We start from the raw sequence: 18323 nt of genomic DNA on the forward strand, positions 1-18323 counted from the left end.
ATCGTGGAACTCACTACCGTCTGGTTTCTGCTCATCGGCGTCCTCTGGGCCGGCTACTTCCTGCTCGAGGGCTTCGACTTCGGCGTCGGCATCCTGCTGCCGGTCGTCGGCAAGGACGACACGTCCCGGCGCCTCGCGATCAACACGATCGGCCCGGTCTGGGACGCCAACGAGGTCTGGGTGCTGGTCGCCGGCGGCGCCACCTTCGCGGCGTTCCCCGAGTGGTACGCCACCCTCTTCTCCGGCTTCTTCCTGCCCCTGCTGATCATCCTGGTCGCGCTGATCGTCCGCGGTCTCGCCTTCGAGTACCGGGGCAAGCGGCCCGGCGCCGCCTGGAAACGCGGCTGGGACCGGGCGATCTTCTGGGGCAGCCTGATCCCGGCGATCCTCTGGGGTGTCGCGTTCGGCAACATCCTGCGCGGCGTGCCGATCGACGCGAACCACGAGTACGTCGGCGGATTCTTCAACCTGCTCAACCCGTACGCGCTGCTCGGCGGCCTGACCACGCTCAGCCTCTTCACCCTGCACGGCGCGGTGTTCCTGGCGCTGAAGACCGACGGCCCGATGCGCGAGCAGGCAGGTCGTCTCGCCGCCCGCCTGGCGCTCGTGGCCGTCCCCGTCGCCGCCGCCTTCCTGATCTGGACCGGTCTCACGCACGAAGACGGCTGGGGCATCGCGCTCTCCGTCCTGGCCGCGCTCGCCCTGATCGGCGCGGTCCTGGCGACCCGCGCCCGCCGGGAGGGCTGGGCCTTCACGGCCACCGGCGCGACGATCCTGCTCGCGGTGGCGGCCCTGTTCGTCACGCTCTTCCCGAACGTCATGCCGTCGACCCTGGACGCCGCGAACAGCCTCACCGTGACGAACGCGTCGTCGACGCCGTACACCCTGAAGGTGATGACCTGGGTGGCGGTCTGCTTCACCCCGATCGTGCTGATCTACCAGGGCTGGACCTACTGGGTGTTCCGCAAGCGCCTGACGCTGAGCGACATCCCGGCATCCGGCGCCCACTGATGAGGCCTCTGGATCCGCGCCTGCTCAGGTACGCCCGGGCCACCCGGGCGTACCTGGCGGCCACCGTCGTCCTCGGCGCCGGCCAGGCCGCGCTGCTGATCGCCCAGGCCGTTCTCCTGGCGGACGCGATCACCGGCGTGTTCCTGGACGGTTTCTCACTGACGTTCGCGGACGTCCTTCCGCTGATCGCCGTGGTCGCCGCCCGGGCCGCTGCCGCCTGGCTGCAGGAGGTGGCCGCGGCCCGCTCGGCCGCCGCGGTCAAGAGCGAGCTGCGCCGCCGCCTGCTCGGCCACCTCGCCGCGCTCGGCCCGGCACACCGCACGCCAGCCGGGGAGATCGCCACGCTGGCCGGGCACGGCCTGGACGCGCTCGACGCGTACTTCGCCCGGTACCTGCCGCAGCTCGTGCTCGCGGTGCTGGTCCCGGGCATCCTGCTGGTCCGGCTCGTCCCGGCCGACCTGATCGCCGGCCTCACGATCGCCGTCACGCTGCCGCTGATCCCGATCTTCATGGCCCTGGTCGGCATGCACACCGAGGCCCAGAACCGCCGGCAGTTCCGCCTGCTGGCCCGCCTCTCCCACCACTTCCTCGACGTGGTGGCCGGCCTGCCGACGCTGAAGCTCTTCGGCCGGGCCAAGGCCCAGGCCGGCATCATCGCCCGGATCAGCGCCGACCAGCGCCGGCACACCCTGCGCACGCTGCGGACCGCGTTCCTCTCCTCGCTGGTCCTGGAGCTGCTCGCCACCCTCTCGGTGGCCCTGGTCGCGGTCGGCATCGGGCTGCGCCTGGTCTCCGGCGAACTCGACCTGGCAACCGCGCTGCTCGTGCTGATCCTGGCACCGGAGGCGTACCGGCCGCTGCGTGAGGTGGGCGCGAACTACCACGCCAGCGCGGAGGGACTGGCCGCGGCCGAGGAGGTCTTCGCGGTGTTGGAGACGCCGCTGCCCGCTGCCGGGACCGCCGCGCCGCACGACGGCGCGATCGTCTTCTCCGACGTCGAGGTGCGCTTCCCCGGCCGCGCCGGAGCGGCGCTGCGACTGGACGCCACGATCGAGCCGGGCGAGGTCGTCGCGCTCACCGGCGCGTCCGGCTGTGGCAAGTCGACGACCCTGAACGTGCTGCTCGGGTTCGTCGCGCCCACCTCCGGCCGGGTGGCTGTCGGAGGCGTACCGATGACTGATTTCGATCCGGACGCGTGGCGGGCCCGGATCGCCTGGGTACCGCAGCGGCCGCACCTGTTCGCCACGTCGGTGTACCGGAACATCGTGCTCGCGCCGGACACCGGCGACCGTGCGGCGGCCCGGTCCGCGGCGGTGCAGGCGGACGCCGACGGGTTCATCCGTGACCTGCCGCTCGGCTACGACACGCTGCTCGGCGACGCGGGCGCCGGGCTCTCCGCCGGTCAGCGCCAGCGGATCGCCCTGGCCCGGGCGTTCCAGCGGGACGCGCCGATCGTGCTGCTCGACGAGCCGACCGCGAACCTGGACGCCGCCACGGCCGCCGAGGTGATGACCGCGATCCGCCGGCTGGCCCGCGGGCGGACCGTGGTGATCGCCGCGCACCGTCCGGAACTGATCGCCCTCGCCGACCGCGAGATCAACCTCTCCCGACCCCGGATCCCGGTAGGTGTGTGATGACGGCCGGTGTGCTGACCCCGTACCAGATGATCAAGCCGGCGGCGGGCCGCCTGGGTCTCGCCCTGCTCGCCGGAACCGGCGCGGCCGGCGCCGCGATCGCCCTGACCGCCTGCTCGGCCTGGCTGATCTCGCGGGCCGCGCTGCACCCGCCGGTGCTGCACCTGATGGTCGCGATCGTCGCGGTGCGCGCGTGCGGGCTCAGCCGGGGCGTGCTGCGCTATCTGGAACGGCTGCTCGGGCACGACGCGGCGTTCCGGATCCTCGGTGCCGTGCGGGTGCGCCTCTACCGGCGTCTGGAGCAACTCGCGCCGGCCGGGCTCGCCGACTTCCGCCGGGCCGACCTGGCGCAACGACTCGCCTCCGACGTCGACGCGGTCCTCGACCTGGTCACCCGGGTGGTGCTGCCGTTCTGCGTGGCGCTGCTGACCGGGCTCGCCGCGGTGCTCGTGGTCGGCGCGCTGGTGCCCGCCGCCGGGATCACGCTCGCGCTCGGGCTGCTCGTGGTCGCGGTCGGCGTGCCGCTGCTGCAGCGTGCCGCGACCCGGCGCGCGGACGGACGGCTCGCGCCGCTGCGCGGCCAACTCGCCACCGAGGTGATCGATCTCCTGCACGGCCTCCCCGACCTTTCCGCGTACGGGGCCACGCGCTCCCGCCTGAGCCGGATCGACGCGATCGACGCCCGGCTGACCGCGGCCGGCCGCAGATCCGCCCTGATGACCGGGATGTCGGCGGCGGTCACCACGCTGAGCAGCGGATTCTGTGTGCTGGCCGGGCTGGTGGCCGGAGCCGCCGCGGTGCGGTCCGGGAGCCTGCCCGGGGAGTTGCTGGCGCTCGTGGTGCTGACCCCGCTCGCCGTGTTCGAGGTGGCCGGGCCGCTGCCGGCGGCGGCGCAGACCTACGAGAGCGCGAAGGCATCGCTGCGCCGCCTGAACGAACTCTGGACCACCCCGTCCCCCGTCGTCGATGCCGCTCGCGTGCCTTCCCCCCGCGTCTCGCCCTCGCGGGTGCCGGAGATCCGGATCGAGGGGGTGACCGCCGGGTGGGTGCCGGGGCGGACCGCGGTGCGAGACGTCGACCTCGTGCTGCCGGCCGGCGCGCGGGTCACGCTGACCGGGCCGAGCGGCTCCGGCAAGAGCACGATCGCGGCGCTGCTGGTGCGCTTCCTCGACCCGCGGCAGGGGCGGATCACCCTGGACGGGGTGGACCTGCGCGACATACCGGCCGACCGGGTGCGGGAGATCGTCGGATACCTGCCCGAGGACGCCTACCTCTTCGACACCACGATCGGTGACAACCTGCGGATCGCGAAGCCGGACGCCACCGACGCCGACCTGCGGGCGGCGCTGCGGGCGGCCCGCCTGCTGGACTGGGTGGAGACCCTGCCGGACGGCCTCACCACCCTGGTCGGCGAGCACGGCATGGCCCTCTCCGGCGGGCAGCGGCGGCGGCTCGCCCTGGCCCGGATGCTGCTCACCGACGCCCGGGTGCTGATCTTCGACGAGCCGGCCGAGCACCTCGACGAGGAGACCGCGGCGGCGCTCACCCGGGACCTGCTCGACGCGGCCGGCGACCGCACCGTCCTGCTGATCACCCACCACACCACCGGTCTTCACCCCGGCGTTTCTCACCCCGACGTTCTTCAGCCCACCGGGACCGACTCCGGGATCGGGGCGGTGACCGCCGGCAGGGTGATGGTGAACGTGCTGCCGCGGCCCACCACGGACTGAACCGCGACGGTGCCGCCGTGGTCGCTGACGATGTCGCGGACGATCGCCAGCCCCAGACCGGGGCCCTGTACGGCCTGGTCCATCGCGTTGCCGGCCCGGTGGAACGGGGTGAACAGGCCGGGCACGTCCTCGGCCGGGATGCCGATCCCGGTGTCGGTGACCGAGACCGACACCGATCGGCCGTCCGCGCCGGTGGTCAGCTCGCAGCGCACGCTTCCGCCGGACGGGGTGAACTTGATGGCGTTCTCCATCAGCTTGCGCAGCGCCCGCTGCAGCTGGGTGCGGTCGCCGAGCACCCAGCACGGCTCGGCCTCGAAACCGACCGACAGGTTCTTGGCACGGGCCGCGTTCTCCAGCTCGGTGTGCACCATGGCGGCCAGCTCGCCGAGGTCGAGCGGCGCGGCCGGGAACCCGGCGGCGTCCGGCCGGTCCAGCAGCACCAGGTCGGCGATCGTCTCGTGCAGCCGGTGCGCGTTGCGGGTGATCGCGCTGAGCGACCGCTGCTGCACCGGCGAGAGGTCGCCGGTGTCCTCGGTGAGCATCTCGGTGTAGCCGAGGATGCTGGTCAGCGGGGTGCGCAGCTCGTGCGTGACGGTCTGGATGAAGACGTCCTTGCGATGGTCGAGCATCCGCAGCTCGGTGATCAGGCGGGTCTGCCGGTGCTGCAGGGTGAGCTGCCGCAGCACCCGTTCCAGCGCCCCGGCGGTGCCGACCAGCAGCCGCCGCTCGCCGTCCGCCCAGGTGCGCTGGCCGGGGCGGCTGACCAGCAGGAACCCAGCTTCGCAGTCCGCGTCGCCGCCGATCGTGACGCCGATCGCGCCGTCGTCGAAGGTCAGCACCCGGCCCGGACCGCCGGCCAGCAGTTTGCCGGCGACCGCCTCGGAGAGCGGGCGCGTGCCCTCCGGCCACTGGACCTGGACCGCGCCGGTGCCGGGGATGACCAGCGCGCAGTGCACGCTGCCACTGCCGCCGTCGCTCACCGCGACGCCGATCAGCTCGGCGATCCGGTGCGCCGCGACCGTCGGGTCCCGTACGTCCTGCAACTCGGCGGCGACCGCCTGCCGCAGCCCGGCCCGGTCGGCGCGGGCCTGCTCGCCGGCGAGCAGCTCCTCGGTCTGCGCGGCCAGGTCGTTGAGCGCGTCGACCACGGTCCGCAGCTCGACCGCCTCCACCGGCTCGGCGCGCGCCGAACGGTCCCCCTCGGCGAGCCGGCGGATCGTGCGGCCCAGCCGGTCCAGGGGAGCGAACAACTTCCGGTGGCCGGTGCTGGCGACCAGGTAGGCGAGCACCAGGATCGCCGCCACCAAAATCACGGACCCGCCGTTGACCAGCCGCTGGACGGTCACCCAGGAGCGCTCCTCGGCGCGGAGCTCGGCCGCGATCCCCTCGTCCACCGCCTCGTGGACCAGGCGTAACTCGTCGAACATCTGCTTGCCGCGGGCCGCGAGCGAGACCGTGGCGCCCGGCTGATCGGACGCGACGACCACCTCCGCGTACTGCTCCAGCCAGCGGCCGACCACGGCGCCCTCCTGGCCCGCCATCCGGCGCACCCCGGCGTCCCGGGTGCCGGCCACCACCTCGTCGAGCGCGGCGAGCGTCGCGCTGCGGCTGTTCTGGTACGGCTCGAGGAAGGAGCGGTCGCCGGTCAGCTGGTAGCCGCGGACACCGGTCTCGGCGTCGGTCATCCGCTGCAGGACCCGGTCGTTGGCGCGTTCCGCCGCGGCGATCCGGGCGGTGGCGTCCTCATGGTCGGAGCGGAGCCGCCCGCCGACGGCGAACTGGACCACGAGAAACGCCGCGAAGAGCAGCAGCAGGGCCGCGAAGCCCAGGTGGAGACGTCGCTGCACGCTCATCGGCGGCGCTCCTCGCGAGCGTTCATGTCAGTCCGATCGGCAGGGGGACGCGGTGACCTAAGCCACTCGGTCAGATCGGGGACCACTCAGCATCCGTACAGTTTCGTTATTGATTCGTGATAATTGGCCTATTGCGTACCGGGGGTAACGGGTAACTTGGCGCCTCGGTTCTTTTTGTCGGAAATATCGGACAGGGGCGTGGCGGGGATCACCCAGCGTCATGTTGATCTCGGTGATCTGGGTTACTGACTGGTAGCCGGGGCTCTTGTAGTCGCCGCGCGACAGCGGCAACATTTCCGGCACATTACGGCTGCGGCATCGACGAGGTTCGCTGAAAACGCCGGTCGGGTTGCATCGGCCGGGTTTCGCCGGTCGCGGCTGGACGCCATCCCAAGGAGGTTCCGTGAAGGATGCGCAAAGCGCGCAGGCTGCCGGGCGCACCAACTGGCACCGGTTCGCCGTCGCGGTGGGTGTGCCGACCGTCGTCGCCGGCGGCCTCGTTCTCGCGCTCGCCCAGGGCGCACTCGCCGCGAACTTCACCATTGCCGGTGAGCAGTTCAAACTCTCCGCCAGCAAGCTGGTGGGTGAGGGATTCACCCAGTACAACGGAGATCTCGAGACCCGCGACGGCACCACGACCGCCGCGATGTCGGGCATCGAGAAAGCGACGCTGAACGACCTCTGCCAGTCGGTGGCCGTCGGACCGGTGACGCTGCGGATCGAAGCGGGCGACGACCCCGAGCACCCGGTCACCGCGAGCAACCTGCTGATCGGCATGTCCTCGCTGGGAGGCGACGCCACGTTCGAGGACATCCAGATCGGCCTGGACGCCGGAACCCTGGACCGGGCCCAGGACGAGGCGAAGGGTGCCCCCGGCGCCTTCGGCCAGCAGGCCAGGAAAGTTACGATCATCAACCTCCGGCAGCAGGCCTACTACACCTCGGCCTCGACCTTCACGTTGAACGGCATGAGCCTCAAGCTCCATCTCAGCGGCAAGCACGAGTGCTACTGATTCGCAGTGAACCGGGCTCGTGGGGTGATCTCCACGAGCCCGGCCCATGGCGCCGTCCGGATGGGCGCCGTTCGACGGTGGTGCGGAGGATCGTGTGACGGCGGAGAACATGTGGGGCCGGTTCCGGGCGTGGCGGCGCGGCCGGCCGTACTGGGCGGGGTTCTTCCTGGTCCTGTCCGGGCTGGAGATGTTCCTGAGCGCCAACATGGCCCTCGACAACATCGAGATCCATATCGGGCCGCAGGGTTTCCTGTCCTACCTGATCCCGGTGCTGATGCTGGTCAGCGGGCTGCTGGTCTGGTTCAGCCCGGCGCAGCGGCTGTTCTACGGGGTGGTGGGGACGCTCACCGCGCTGTACTCGTTCATCGGGCTGAACCTGGGCGGGTGGTTCGTCGGGATGCTGCTCGGGATCGTCGGCGGGGCGCTGGCGATCGCGTGGAGCCCGTCAGCCCCGGAGAATCGGCCTCCGGAGGAGCCGGTTCATGACAGCGGGCCGCCGACCGCGGAGATTCCGGCGGTGGTGAGTGACCCGACGATCGTGCCGGGGATCGGGGCCGGCCCTCAGGACGGGGACCCGCAGCATCGGCCGGCGCATCGCTCGGCTCATCGGAAGGCGCTGCTGATCGCGCCGCTGGCGCTGGCTGCCGCCGTCGTGGCCGGGGGCAATGTCCCGGCGGATGCGGCGCCGGAGTGCCCGGAGGGCCTGCCGTCGATCACGACGACGCCGTCGCGGTCCGTTTCGCCTCCGGCCAAGGCCGCTCAGCGGAAAGCTCCGAAGGCCTCGCAGTCGTCCACGGCGACGGCCAGGCCGTCGGCCTCCTCGGCCTCGGCTGCTCCGTCCCCGTCGGCGACCGGCGAGGACGACGACGACACCGGTTTTCCGATCCTGGACGGGATCGGCGACGCTCTCGAGGACATCGGTGACGGGCTGAACGACATCTTCAACCCCGGTCAGGCCGCGCCGTCGCCGTCGCCGTCGCCGTCGGTCGCCGCCCCGCCCGCCCCCTCCTCGGCTGCTCCGTCGTCGGCGGGACCCTCCACCGTCGTACCCTCGCAAGCTCCTGGCTCGTCGGCGTCGCCGACGCCCAGCCGGAAGCCGGACGAGATCCCGTGCCTCGGCGCCCGGCAGGAGGGCCTGGTCGCCGAGTCGGACGGGATCCCGCGGGCCGGCGTGAAGCCCGGGATCCTCAGGACCAAGTCGCTGACCATGTACAACTCGACCTATGAGGGCGTGGTCGACGTCCCGACGGCGAACGGGCCGATCACATCGCTCTTCTTCAGCATGGACAAGGCGGTGAACAAGCCGTTCAGCCTGGAGATCGCCGAGCCCAACGGCGCCACCACGCTGATCAAGAGTGGCGAATTGACCACCGATGGGAATGTCGAGTTCTACTCCCCCAAGTTCACCGGGAAGTTGTTCGGCTTGATCCCGGTGACCTTCAGCCCCGAACAGCCGCCGCCGCTGACGCTGCCGGTGCTGTGGTTCACCGACGTGACGATCGACCTGGCGTATGTGCAGTGCGATGTCCTCACCGCCAAGCCGATCAGCATCAGCGAGCTCCCCTAGCCAGCCGCGCTTCGGTTCGGCCCACGTCATTTGGCCGGCGAATTCGCTGCCGGACCGCATCGACGGCTGGTCCGGTGTTACCGGCCCTGTAGCGAGTCCGGGCCACCGCTGGTGACCGCCCGTTAAGGCGTCGGCGATGGCGTCCAAGTCGCCCTCAAAAAGCCGGCGTAGATGGGGAGTGTCGATGACTCGCGGAGGGCTGGGGGAACATGCCGCTGGGCGGATCTCGGCAGTGGTTGGACCCTCTCAGCGGCGGCATCGCCCGGCAACACGACCTTGCGATGATGTGTGTCCGGCATCGCAGGTGCCGTCAATCAGGTCTCACCTCGGCTTCCCTCTGTCGGAGGACGATTCAGAGGTCACCGCCGATTTCTTCGTCTTCCGGCGCTATGAAGATCGATTCGCCGGATCTTCAGGGATGGGTGGTGCCGGGATCCCCTAGCGCCTTACTGCGCTACTGCTCATCCCCTAGTCGATACTGCCAGAAAAGTATCGCCCAGTCGCAAATTTGACACATTCATCGCGTGCTTAAACATCCAAGCTAGCCTATTGGTGTGAGCAAAGTTAAAGCTGGTGCAAAAAGTTGAGGCTGGCGCGATCGGATTTGAAACCTATCGGCAGCTTTTGCTCGGTCAGTGCTGCAGCGCCTGTGCTGATCACCACAAGCGGATAGCTGGCTGGCTAGACCGAGAGTAGAAGCATCCGTGGAATACGACTTCCCAGCGCTGATATACGCTGCAATACTGCTTTCTTCCCTGACCACCTCCCTAGTTGCATGCCTGATTCTAGCTGCGGTTCTACACGGGAGCGCCCGAGTGCGTCGACGGGGCCGGGATTACGCGATCGGTCGTCGCCCTATAGACACATCTAAGTCCGCCAAACTCGAGGCGGCTATTGAGACTGCCGTTATGTTAAATTCGTACGAGGTTGGGCGAGGGGCGCCTGATGGAATACGCTTAACGGACAACTTTCGGTGCCTCCCTCATGATTACGAAGATGCCGTGCGCCGCATCGCGCAGAACTACTGCGCTGCCCACGTGGTGTCCGTCGACTTAAGTAAGGTTGATCATCAATCGGCAATTCGCATCGTCGAATTTTGCAGCGGACTTTGCACTGCAAGGTCGGGTTGGATGTTTCGGGTTTCGGAGTTCGTAATTGTTTTAACTCCGGGTGTCGATTGATTGGCCGGTTCTTGCTGTGAAAGGGGATGGGTTGGCCGCGTCGAATACTGATCAGCTGTTGGTTCTCAACCACGAGGTTCGTAGAACTGAGCACGCCCTTGCAGTAGCACGGCAGAGGGCGCGGTGGTCAAACATATCCATGCTCCTTGGCCCCTTGCTGGCAGTGGTGCTTTACGTGCTGCTTTACATGCCGGTAACGGTTGTACCCGTGGCGATCCGGACGGCAATCTACATACCGGCCATCCCAATCGTTGCGTGTTTCTGCGGGGCCGCTTTCTATCTCAAGAAGTATCGAGGTTATCCCGAAAGGGATAATCAGCAAAAGAAGCTATACCTATCGGAAGGCGACTTAGAGCTGAAGTTGGCGCGACAGCGCGATGAACGCAAGATTCTGCTTGCCAATGCAGATACCCCTCCGAGAGTGCGCCGCGTTACGTACAAGGAGGACGCCTACACCGATGTAGACCACCTCCGAGCGGAAAGCAAGCGCTACCGCAGCGTCAACAACTTCCTTCAAGGGATTATCATCATCGGCTCCCTCGCCGCCACTGGCGCCTCTGGCGTTTCAACAGAAGTGCCGGTATTGCGATGGGTGACGCTGGCCTTGACATTTGCCGTTGGCATTTCAAGTGGTTTCATGGGCTACTTCAAGTACAAGGAGAGAAGTTTCTATCTTCAGCAAACAGCTGACGCAATCGAAAACGAGTGGGAGGCAGTTGAGATCGGTGTCGGTCGCTACAAGGACAGCGACGAAGAGACAGCTCTGGCAGACTTTGTCGAGGAGGTCCACCGCCTGAAATCGGAGCAGAAGAAGCGTCAACAGAACCTGGAGCAGCCCCCGGACGTTCGGAGCGCCGATGAGTAACGAATCGCCTAGCTTTCCTGTCCCGGACGAGAGCGTGGTGGCGGTTTATATCGGCGGCGACAGCGAGGCTGAAGTATTCCATCGAGCTGCGCTCTGGGTCGCAATGAACGATGGAGCCGTAGAAATCCAGGCCGTACAGTGGCAACGTTTATCGTTTCATCGCCAACCTAGTAGCCCAGTATTCGAGATGCAGATATATTTTGAGCCGCAGCCAGGATGGCAACGTTAGCGATCATCTCAGCCAACTACCTCCGTATGCCTCGGCAAGGCATGGCGCGTCCACGTTCGGTTCGAAAGCTCCTAAAACGTGCTGTTGAATCGGTTTTGGTCACCGTTGCAAGGTAAAGATCAGTCTCATTTCGGTCGCCGTGAGTAAAGCTCCTAACGCGATCTTCTAACGGGTCCAGTTGATCAGTCTGCGCCAGCAGATCAGGACGCAGGCGAGGCTGACGAAGCCGTCGTGGATGTCGAGCTGGCCTTCCCAGCGCACCGCGAGCCGGCGGAACTGATGCAGGAGGGCGAAGGTCTGTTCGACACCTAGCGCAGCTTGCCGAGTCCTTTGATGTCAGTGCTCTTCGGCTTCGGAATGAGCGGTTCAGTGCCGCGGTCGCGGCATGCTTAACGGAACGCCGCGCTGCTGCAGGCCTTCTCGGCCAGCAGTGCCTTGAAACGGCGCCGGGGACGGCCTGGGCGATCGGCGGAGCAGTCGAGCAGATCGAGCGCGCGTTTGATGTCGGGATCGTTCGCGCTCCTGGTCAGCGCGAAAAGCGGGGTGCCGTTGCCGTCATAGATCAGGTGGTGCTTCGAGCATGGCTTGCCGCGGTTGACCGGCGACGGGCCTATCCCGGCACCCCTTTTCTCGTCGATGTGACCGCCGCCCATCGCCGCACGTGACCAGTCGATTCGGTTCGCCGCGCTCAGCTTCGCCAGCAGCATGTGGGGGAGGCGGTCGAGAACGCCGGCCTCGACCCAGCGTTGCCACCGACGCCAGCAGGTCATTCCGGAGCCGAAGCCGAGATCTTGCGGGTAGGTCTTCCCAGCCGATCCCGGTGTGCAGCACGAACAGGATGCCTTGCGAGCACAGCCGGCCTGGCACCGGCCGCGGTTCCGGCGCCTTCGCCGGCCACGGCGGTAGCACCGGTTCGATCAGCTTCCACAACTCGTCAGCGATCACCCAAGCCGTGCTCACGCCGACCGAAAAAGACGGATCTTTGCCTCGCAACGCTGATCAGCATCGATTTAATAGATCGTGTCAAGGGCTTTTAGGGGGCTTGGCAACGGCTGGCCGCGTGATGGGCGAGCCGAGGCTTAGCCCGCCCTTGATCTTGTTTGTAGCGCACCTACGTCCACCCACAGAAGGACGGTCGCCAGTAGAGGCGAGGCGGCGAGACGTAGGCGAGGTCGAGCGAGGCCCGGTCGCGTAGCGCGAAGCGTTCGCGACCGGCCCTTTGATCAACATTGTTGACATCTGCGAGAGGCATGACGCCCGCTGACTTCGGCCACCTGAAGCGCGGCTGCCTCAGAGTTGCTCTTCGCTTCGACCCCGCACGGCGGCAGCCCGATCCGGTCTGGGACGTCCGAGGTGCGCCTTGACCTACCGCTGCGGGATGCAGGACGATGAGATCCACGTGACGGCTTCCTTCAAACGCCTGTCCTGGTCGTTGAGGTTCAAGTAGCGGTCATCAGCTCCACGTTCCGCAGCGGTGAAGGTCGAGCCTGTTGTCTCAGCTCTCCGGATCGGCGAAGAACTGCTCGAGGTATTCGACCAGGGCCACGATCTCGCCGGGCGACAGCCGCGGCTGGATCAGGTGGTCCCTGACCTACGGCAGGGCCTCGTTGATCTCGACCAGATGACCGTCCGGGTCACGCAGGAAGGCCCTCACCTCGCCACCCCACGCAGGCTCGGCCGGATCGGTCAGCAGGTCGACGCCCGCCGCTGCCAGCTCGGCACAGGCCTGGCGGCAGTCCGTGACCTGCATGACGATCGCGGCGGCCACCGCGCTCGCCGTGTCGTCCGGTGCCGTCAGCGCGACCCCGGGTCGATCCGGTGGCGGGTCCCCCTGCGCGGCGAGATGCAGGATTCCGGTCCCGTCGGTCAGCTTCGCATAGCCGCCCCACTCCACCAGGGGCCGAAAACCCAGTCGCCGATAGAACGCGACACTGCGCGCGACGTCTCGCACCACCATCAGGGGCGCAACACCCAACCCTTGCACGGCAACCCCGCTTCGCGTCGATGGCACGGCTCGCTCGCTCGGCACGCTAACACCGGCATGACGATTCGTCCGCCCCGTATCGCGCCAAGTGGAACCATAATTCAACTTGGAAAAGATCTTCCACTTCGCTACGATCCGGTACGTGGACGAACCGGGCTCTCCCCTGCGCCGTGACGCCGAACGCAACCGTCAACTGCTGCTGCGCACGGCGTACGACCTGATGGCCTCCGCCGGTCTGGACGTCTCCTACGAGGACATCGCCCGGGCCGCCGGCACGGGGATGGGCACCATCTACCGGCGTTTCCCGCAGCGGCGGGATTTGCTGGACGCCCTGTTCAGCAAGCACATCGACACGGTGATCGACCTGACGGAGCAGGCCGCCCGCCACGACGACGCGTGGACCGGGCTCACCTGGTTCCTCGAGCGGCAGCTCGAGATCGAGGCGCAGAGCCGGGGCCTCGGGGAGCTGCTGCGCAGCCGCAACCAGGCGACCACCCTGGTGCAGCGCGCCCACGAGCGGATGACCCCGCTCGTGGCCGGACTGATCGCCCGCGCGGTCCGCGCGGGTCAGCTTCCCCCCGGAGCGACGCCCGCCGACTTCGCCGCCGTGCACGTGATGGTGGGTGGCGTCATGGATGCCTCACGCGACTTCGCCCCGCAGCTGTGGCGGCGCGCCCTCCGGATCGCCCTGGCGGGCCTGCGCCATGCCGATCTGTCCGGTGACATGCCGGACGAAGCGGTCATCGACCACCTTTACCACGACGAGAAGAATTGAAGGTCCACCCATCATGGCTCTGCCCGACGACCTGCTCGAGGTCCTCAACGCCAAGGCGATCTGCTTCGTGACCACGCTCATGCCCGACGGCTCGCCGCAGATCTCCCAGACCTGGGCCTCCACCGACGGTGAGCACGTGCTCATCAACACGGTCGACACCCATCAGAAGACCCGCAACATCGCACGCGACCCGCGCATCGCCATCGGGATCGCCGACCCGGCCGCGCCGTCACGGTCCTGGGCCCTGCGCGGGAGCGTCGTGTCCGCGACGACCGAGGGCGCCCGGGAGAACATCGACGAGCTGTCCCAGAAGTACATCGGCCGTCCGTACCCGGGCTTCGGCGGCGGCCCGCAGCAGCGCGTCCTGCTCACCGTCAAGGTCGACCGGGTGCACCAACCCTGATCCGGCCGGCTGGCCCGGAGCTCACCATGAGCCGATGCTATGCGGCGGACGACTCGTAGCGGCTCACCGTGCTCTTGCCGGCCGCCTTCGCGGCGTACATGGCGGTGTCGGCCTGGCGCAGCAGGGCGCTGATGCCGACCCGCTCGCCGCGCCTGGTCACGGCGACGCCGATGCTGGCGCTGACCTTCACCGGGTGGCCCTGGATGATCATCGGCTGGGCGATGCGGCGCAGCAGGCGTTCGGCGAGGATGCCGGCGCGCGGACCGGCGTCGATCAGCAGGATCGCGAACTCGTCGCCGCCGCACCGGCTGACCAGGTCGGTGCCGCGCAGTTCGGCGGTGAGCCGGTGCCCGATCGTGACCAGCACGTCGTCGCCGGCGGCGTGCCCGAGGGTGTCGTTGACCGGTTTGAAGCCGTCCAGGTCGATGATGATCGCGCAGGCTTCCAGGTAGCCGGCGGAGAGGCGCGCGGCGGCGCGGCTGTCGAAGGCGGACCGGTTGAGCAGGCCGGTGAGCGGATCGTGGTGGGCCTGGTAGGCGAGGGCCTCCCGCTGCTGTTCCAGGGTGACGGTGAGCCGGCCGACCGTGATCAGGGTGAGGAACTGGCGCAGCAGCACCAGCGAGAAGCTGCTCAGCAGCAGCCAGACCAGGACCGGGCCGAGCTCGCCGTCGGTCAGCTGGCGGCCGGCGGCGACGCCGACCGCGGTGGCGACCGGGACGTAGGGCAGCAGCGCCCACGGGCTGAAGACCAGGCGTTCCACCCCGTCGACGCCGGGCCGGGAGACGGCGAGCCGGCTGGACGCCGCCATCACGAACGCGCCGAGCACGTAGCCGGCGCCGACCCCGTTCGCATACCAGGGTTCGCCCGCCACGTCGTTGCGCACCGACACGAGCAGCGTCACCGCCTGGACCAGCGCGGCGAACGCGAGGAGCTGCTGGGCGCTCGCCCGCCGGCCGGGGACCGAACCGGCGAGGGTCACCAGCGCCACGGCGGCGCCGACTCCGAGAACGACGACGATCGTCACGGCGTACCCGCTGAAGGTCTGCCCTCCCCCGGCCGGCATGAACTCTCCGACGAGCGCGAGGAAGGCCCCGGAGACCGCCGCCACGTCGATCAGCTGCCGGGCCGCGGCGATGCCGCGCAGGCGCGGACCGGCAAGGACGATCGCCAGGGGTACGCCGATCGCGGCGACCGTGGAGAGCACCACCGCCGGGGCAGCGGCCCAGGAGACGCCGAGCACCGAGAGCAGGAAGAGCACGTTCGAGAGCGACCACGCCGCGCAGGCCGCTGCGCCGCACCCGAAGGCGAGCTGGATCCGCGGCGGGTTGCCGGTGTCCCGGGCCCGGCTGCGATAGTTGACGGCGGCATACCCGCTGGCCACCGCGATCAGCACATCGGAGAGCGCCAATCCGGCCGTTTCCGGCAGGAACGGGTGCAGAAACTGCACGACAGACGCCATGACCAGGCCCGCCAGCAACGCAATGCGCAGTCGCATGCCCACCCCATGTTGGTGGAGATCCGCAAGAGGGCCGAGTATGACATGGACAGGGGTCTGTGATCAGCCCTCGAACCACGCAGCGAGAAGGAAGGCCTACACCGTGTGTCGCAGCATCCACCAGTTGCACAACTTCGAGCCGCCCGCGACGACCGACGAGATCCACGCGGCAGCCCTGCAGTACGTCCGCAAGATCGCCGGTTCGACGCGGCCGTCGCAGGCCAACCAGGAGGTCTTCGACCAGGCGGTCGCCGCCGTGACGGCAGCGACCGCCGCGTTGCTGGACGGGCTGGTCACCACCGCTCCGCCCAAGGACCGGGAGGTGGAGGCGGCGAAGGCGCGGGCCCGGGCCGAGAAGCGGTACGCCTCCTAGTCCCGTTCTGGATCCCGGCCCGATCTCGGTGGATTCGTGAGCCGCAGCGTCAGGAGATCAGCCGGCTCCAGCCGTGGGAGTCGGCGGTCCAGCCCAGGTGCAGATCGATCAGGGCCTGCCGCAGTTCCAAGGTGACCGGTCCGGGTTTCTCGTCGCCGACATGCCATGTGGTGCCGCCGTCGACGACCCGGCCGACAGGGGTGACCACCGCGGCGGTGCCGCACGCGAACGTTTCGGTGATCAGCCCGGACCGGCACTCGTCACGCCACTGCTCGACCGAGATCCGCTCCTCGCTGACCGGATAACCCCGTTCCCGCGCGAGGGTCAGCAGCGAATCCCGGGTGACTCCCGGGAGCAGCGTGCCGGTGAGCGCCGGCGTCACCACCGTCGCGCCGGGCCCGCTGCCCCGCACGAAGAAGATGTTCATGCCGCCGAGCTCCTCGATCCAGCGCTGCTCGGCCGCGTCCACCCAGACGACCTGATCACAGCCGGCGTCGACCGCCGCCTGCTGGGCCAGGAACGCTCCCGCATAGTTCCCGGCGGCCTTGGCCTGACCGGTCCCGCCCGGAGCGGCCCGCGAATACTCACGGCTCACCAGAACCGCGATCGGGTTCGGCTCGTCGGAGAAGAACCCGCCGGTGACGAAACCCATCAGCAGGAACGTGTACTCCCGGGACGGCCGCAACGCCAGGCAGGCTTCGCTCGCGAACATCACCGGCCGCAGGTAGAGGCTGAGTGCGGGATCGCCGGCCGGCAGGGCGGTGCCGTCGGTGGCAACGAACGCGTCCACCGCCTGCAGGAAGTACTCCTCGGGCAGGTGCGGCATCGCCATGCGTTCAGCGGACCGCTGGAACCGGCGGGCGTGAGCGTCAGGCCGGAACACCGCGAGCGTGCCGTCCTGCCACCGGTACGCCTTGAGACCCTCGAACACGACCTGGCCGTAGTGCAGGCCGACCATGGCGGGACTGATCGTCAGCGGGCCGAACGGCCCGAGCCGGGGCGGCCCGGTCCACCCGGTCGCCTCCTGCCAGGTCGCCGACACCAGGTGCTCTGTGAAGTGCTCACCGAACCGCATCGTCACGTTCGTTCCCCTCGCGTCGATCAGACAAGTTGGACGAAGAAGAACGTGTCACGGCTGCGGAACGGGCCGCCGTCGGAGAACGTGAAGAAGTCGGCGAACCGCAACGCGACCACACTGCCGTTCTTCAGAGTGCCCTCGAAGGTGCCGTGCACCGCCCCGCTGTCACCCTGCACCACCACCTCGGACAGGCGGTGCCGGCCGTCCCTGATCACCCGCTGGTCGCTGTAGAAGCGGGTCAGCTCGTCCCGCCCGACCAGCGGATCGTAGCCGGGACGGCGGTAGACGGCGTCCGGGGCGAAGAGTTCCACGAGCCCGGGTACGTCGCCGCCGTCCACCAGTTCGTAGTACTTCCGTATACGGTCTTCCCTTTCCATCCCGACCTCCCTGGTCAGTTCCGCAGTGACGCGTCGCGGGCGATGCCGACGACCTCGTCGAGGTGTTCGTTGAGATAGAAGTGGCCACCGGTGAACGGCACGACGGTGAACGCCGCGGTGGTCAGTTCGCGCCACGCCTGGAGCCGTCCCTCGCCGAGATCCGGATCCTCGGTGCCGCCCAGCGCGGTGATCGGCACCGGAAGCGGTGGATGGCCCGGATAGCGGTAGGTCTCGCACAGCTCGTAGTCGGCGCGGATGACCGGCAGCAGGAGTTCGAGCAGCTTCGGTTCGTTCAGCACCTCGCCGGCCGTACCGTCAAGGGCTTTGAGGTGATCCACCAGGTCCGGATCGCTGAGCTGGTGCACCGTGCCCTCTCCCGACGGCGAGGAAAGGTGCGGGGCCGCATATCCGGAGACGACCAGATGCGCCGGAGGCCTGCCGAGCCGGGTCAGCCGCTGCGCCAGCTCGTACCCGAGCAGCGCACCCATGCTGTGCCCGAACAGCGCGAACCGCCGTTCCCCGGCCCGGTCCATCAGCGGGTGAAGCAGGGCGTCGGCCATGGCGGCGGCGGACCGGATCGGCGGTTCCCCGAACCGGGACTCACGGGCCGGCAGCCGCACCGGCACCACCGCGACCTCCGGGCCGGCCAAAGCCTGCCACTGCCGGTAGGTCGAAGCACCGGCACCGGCGTGCGGCAGGCAGAACAGTTGCGCCGCCGCCGCCGGCGTCACGTCACGCCCGAACCAGCTACCCACT

At 68.7% G+C, this 18323-nt stretch carries 17 protein-coding genes and 1 pseudogene; 10 read left to right on the forward strand and 8 right to left on the reverse strand.

The genetic code is table 11. From position 1 onward, the window contains the following. The first annotated feature begins 3 nt into the window (after positions 1 to 3). Genes cydB through cydC form a run of 3 tightly spaced genes read left to right on the forward strand, consistent with a single transcriptional unit; the run spans position 4 to position 4375 of the window. The gene (gene cydB / locus AMIS_RS24325; protein ID WP_014445056.1) at positions 4 to 1011 is read left to right on the forward strand and encodes a cytochrome d ubiquinol oxidase subunit II; all 1008 of its coding nucleotides are present in this window, start codon (positions 4 to 6) and stop codon (positions 1009 to 1011) included. Continuing rightward, positions 1011 to 2645: a thiol reductant ABC exporter subunit CydD gene (gene cydD / locus AMIS_RS24330; protein WP_014445057.1), complete on the forward strand. Its 1635-nt coding sequence runs from the start codon at positions 1011 to 1013 to the stop codon at positions 2643 to 2645. Before cydB ends, cydD begins: the two co-directional genes overlap by 1 nt. After that, positions 2645 to 4375, forward strand: a complete 1731-nt coding sequence (gene cydC / locus AMIS_RS24335; RefSeq protein WP_041830031.1) for a thiol reductant ABC exporter subunit CydC — start codon at positions 2645 to 2647, stop codon at positions 4373 to 4375. The genes cydD and cydC overlap by 1 nt, the downstream gene beginning before the upstream one ends. Here cydC and AMIS_RS24340 read toward each other — a convergent pair. Further along, entirely contained in the window at positions 4288 to 6228 is a 1941-nt protein-coding gene (locus tag AMIS_RS24340) for an ATP-binding protein (RefSeq protein ID WP_014445059.1), read from the reverse strand. The genes cydC and AMIS_RS24340 overlap by 88 nt on opposite strands. A 403-nt stretch (positions 6229 to 6631) precedes the next feature. Between AMIS_RS24340 and AMIS_RS24345 the strand changes: the two genes are divergently transcribed. The 4 genes from AMIS_RS24345 to AMIS_RS41855 all read left to right on the forward strand — a co-directional run bounded on the left by AMIS_RS24345 (position 6632) and on the right by AMIS_RS41855 (position 10853). Next, a complete protein-coding gene (locus tag AMIS_RS24345; protein ID WP_014445060.1) occupies positions 6632 to 7240 on the forward strand; it encodes a DUF6230 family protein in 609 nt (202 codons plus the stop codon). 46 nt (positions 7241 to 7286) lie between these two features. After that, on the forward strand, positions 7287 to 8807 hold the full coding sequence (locus AMIS_RS24350; protein WP_014445061.1) for a DUF6114 domain-containing protein: 1521 nt from the start codon (positions 7287 to 7289) through the stop codon (positions 8805 to 8807). Positions 8808 to 9715: 908 nt separating this feature from the next. Next, positions 9716 to 9988 carry a cell division protein SepF gene (locus AMIS_RS45005; protein WP_083888688.1) on the forward strand — a complete coding sequence of 91 codons (273 nt, stop codon included), beginning with the start codon at positions 9716 to 9718 and terminating at the stop codon, positions 9986 to 9988. 175 nt (positions 9989 to 10163) lie between these two features. After that, positions 10164 to 10853 carry an SLATT domain-containing protein gene (locus AMIS_RS41855; protein ID WP_231859074.1) on the forward strand — a complete coding sequence of 230 codons (690 nt, stop codon included), beginning with the start codon at positions 10164 to 10166 and terminating at the stop codon, positions 10851 to 10853. A 618-nt stretch (positions 10854 to 11471) separates the two neighbouring features. Here AMIS_RS41855 and AMIS_RS45010 read toward each other — a convergent pair. The 3 genes and pseudogenes from AMIS_RS45010 to AMIS_RS24365 form a co-directional block, all read right to left on the reverse strand. Then, positions 11472 to 11789 (reverse strand): hypothetical protein, encoded by a 318-nt coding sequence (locus AMIS_RS45010; protein ID WP_386934544.1) that lies wholly within the window; start codon positions 11787 to 11789, stop codon positions 11472 to 11474. Between the two features lie 94 nt (positions 11790 to 11883). Continuing rightward, a pseudogene (locus tag AMIS_RS45015) lies at positions 11884 to 12042 on the reverse strand (transposase); the annotation flags it as partial. A 631-nt stretch (positions 12043 to 12673) separates the two neighbouring features. Continuing rightward, a complete protein-coding gene (locus AMIS_RS24365; protein WP_014445065.1) occupies positions 12674 to 13039 on the reverse strand; it encodes a VOC family protein in 366 nt (121 codons plus the stop codon). A 169-nt stretch (positions 13040 to 13208) separates the two neighbouring features. Between AMIS_RS24365 and AMIS_RS24370 the strand changes: the two genes are divergently transcribed. Next, positions 13209 to 13841: a TetR/AcrR family transcriptional regulator gene (locus AMIS_RS24370; RefSeq protein ID WP_157435036.1), complete on the forward strand. Its 633-nt coding sequence runs from the start codon at positions 13209 to 13211 to the stop codon at positions 13839 to 13841. Positions 13842 to 13854: 13 nt separating this feature from the next. After that, entirely contained in the window at positions 13855 to 14244 is a 390-nt protein-coding gene (locus AMIS_RS24375) for a TIGR03618 family F420-dependent PPOX class oxidoreductase (protein WP_014445067.1), read from the forward strand. Between the two features lie 37 nt (positions 14245 to 14281). Here AMIS_RS24375 and AMIS_RS40795 read toward each other — a convergent pair whose 3' ends face one another. Further along, positions 14282 to 15739, reverse strand: a complete 1458-nt coding sequence (locus tag AMIS_RS40795) for a GGDEF domain-containing protein (RefSeq protein ID WP_014445068.1) — start codon at positions 15737 to 15739, stop codon at positions 14282 to 14284. 103 nt (positions 15740 to 15842) lie between these two features. Here AMIS_RS40795 and AMIS_RS24385 point away from each other — a divergent pair, with 103 nt between their 5' ends. Beyond that, positions 15843 to 16112, forward strand: a complete 270-nt coding sequence (locus AMIS_RS24385) for a DUF2277 domain-containing protein (RefSeq protein ID WP_014445069.1) — start codon at positions 15843 to 15845, stop codon at positions 16110 to 16112. A gap of 49 nt (positions 16113 to 16161) precedes the next feature. On the opposite strand, the gene AMIS_RS24390 is transcribed toward AMIS_RS24385, so the two are convergent. Genes AMIS_RS24390 through AMIS_RS24400 form a run of 3 tightly spaced genes read right to left on the reverse strand, consistent with a single transcriptional unit; the run spans position 16162 to position 18322 of the window. After that, positions 16162 to 17187: a branched-chain amino acid aminotransferase gene (locus tag AMIS_RS24390; RefSeq protein ID WP_014445070.1), complete on the reverse strand. Its 1026-nt coding sequence runs from the start codon at positions 17185 to 17187 to the stop codon at positions 16162 to 16164. A gap of 26 nt (positions 17188 to 17213) precedes the next feature. Continuing rightward, entirely contained in the window at positions 17214 to 17567 is a 354-nt protein-coding gene (locus tag AMIS_RS24395) for a nuclear transport factor 2 family protein (protein WP_014445071.1), read from the reverse strand. A gap of 14 nt (positions 17568 to 17581) precedes the next feature. Further along, positions 17582 to 18322, reverse strand: coding sequence for a thioesterase II family protein (locus tag AMIS_RS24400; RefSeq protein ID WP_051042122.1), 741 nt, complete (start codon positions 18320 to 18322; stop codon positions 17582 to 17584). Between the last annotated feature and the right edge of the window lies 1 nt (position 18323).

It is taken from the genome of Actinoplanes missouriensis 431 (assembly GCF_000284295.1).
Taxonomy (GTDB): Bacteria; Actinomycetota; Actinomycetes; order Mycobacteriales; family Micromonosporaceae; genus Actinoplanes; species Actinoplanes missouriensis.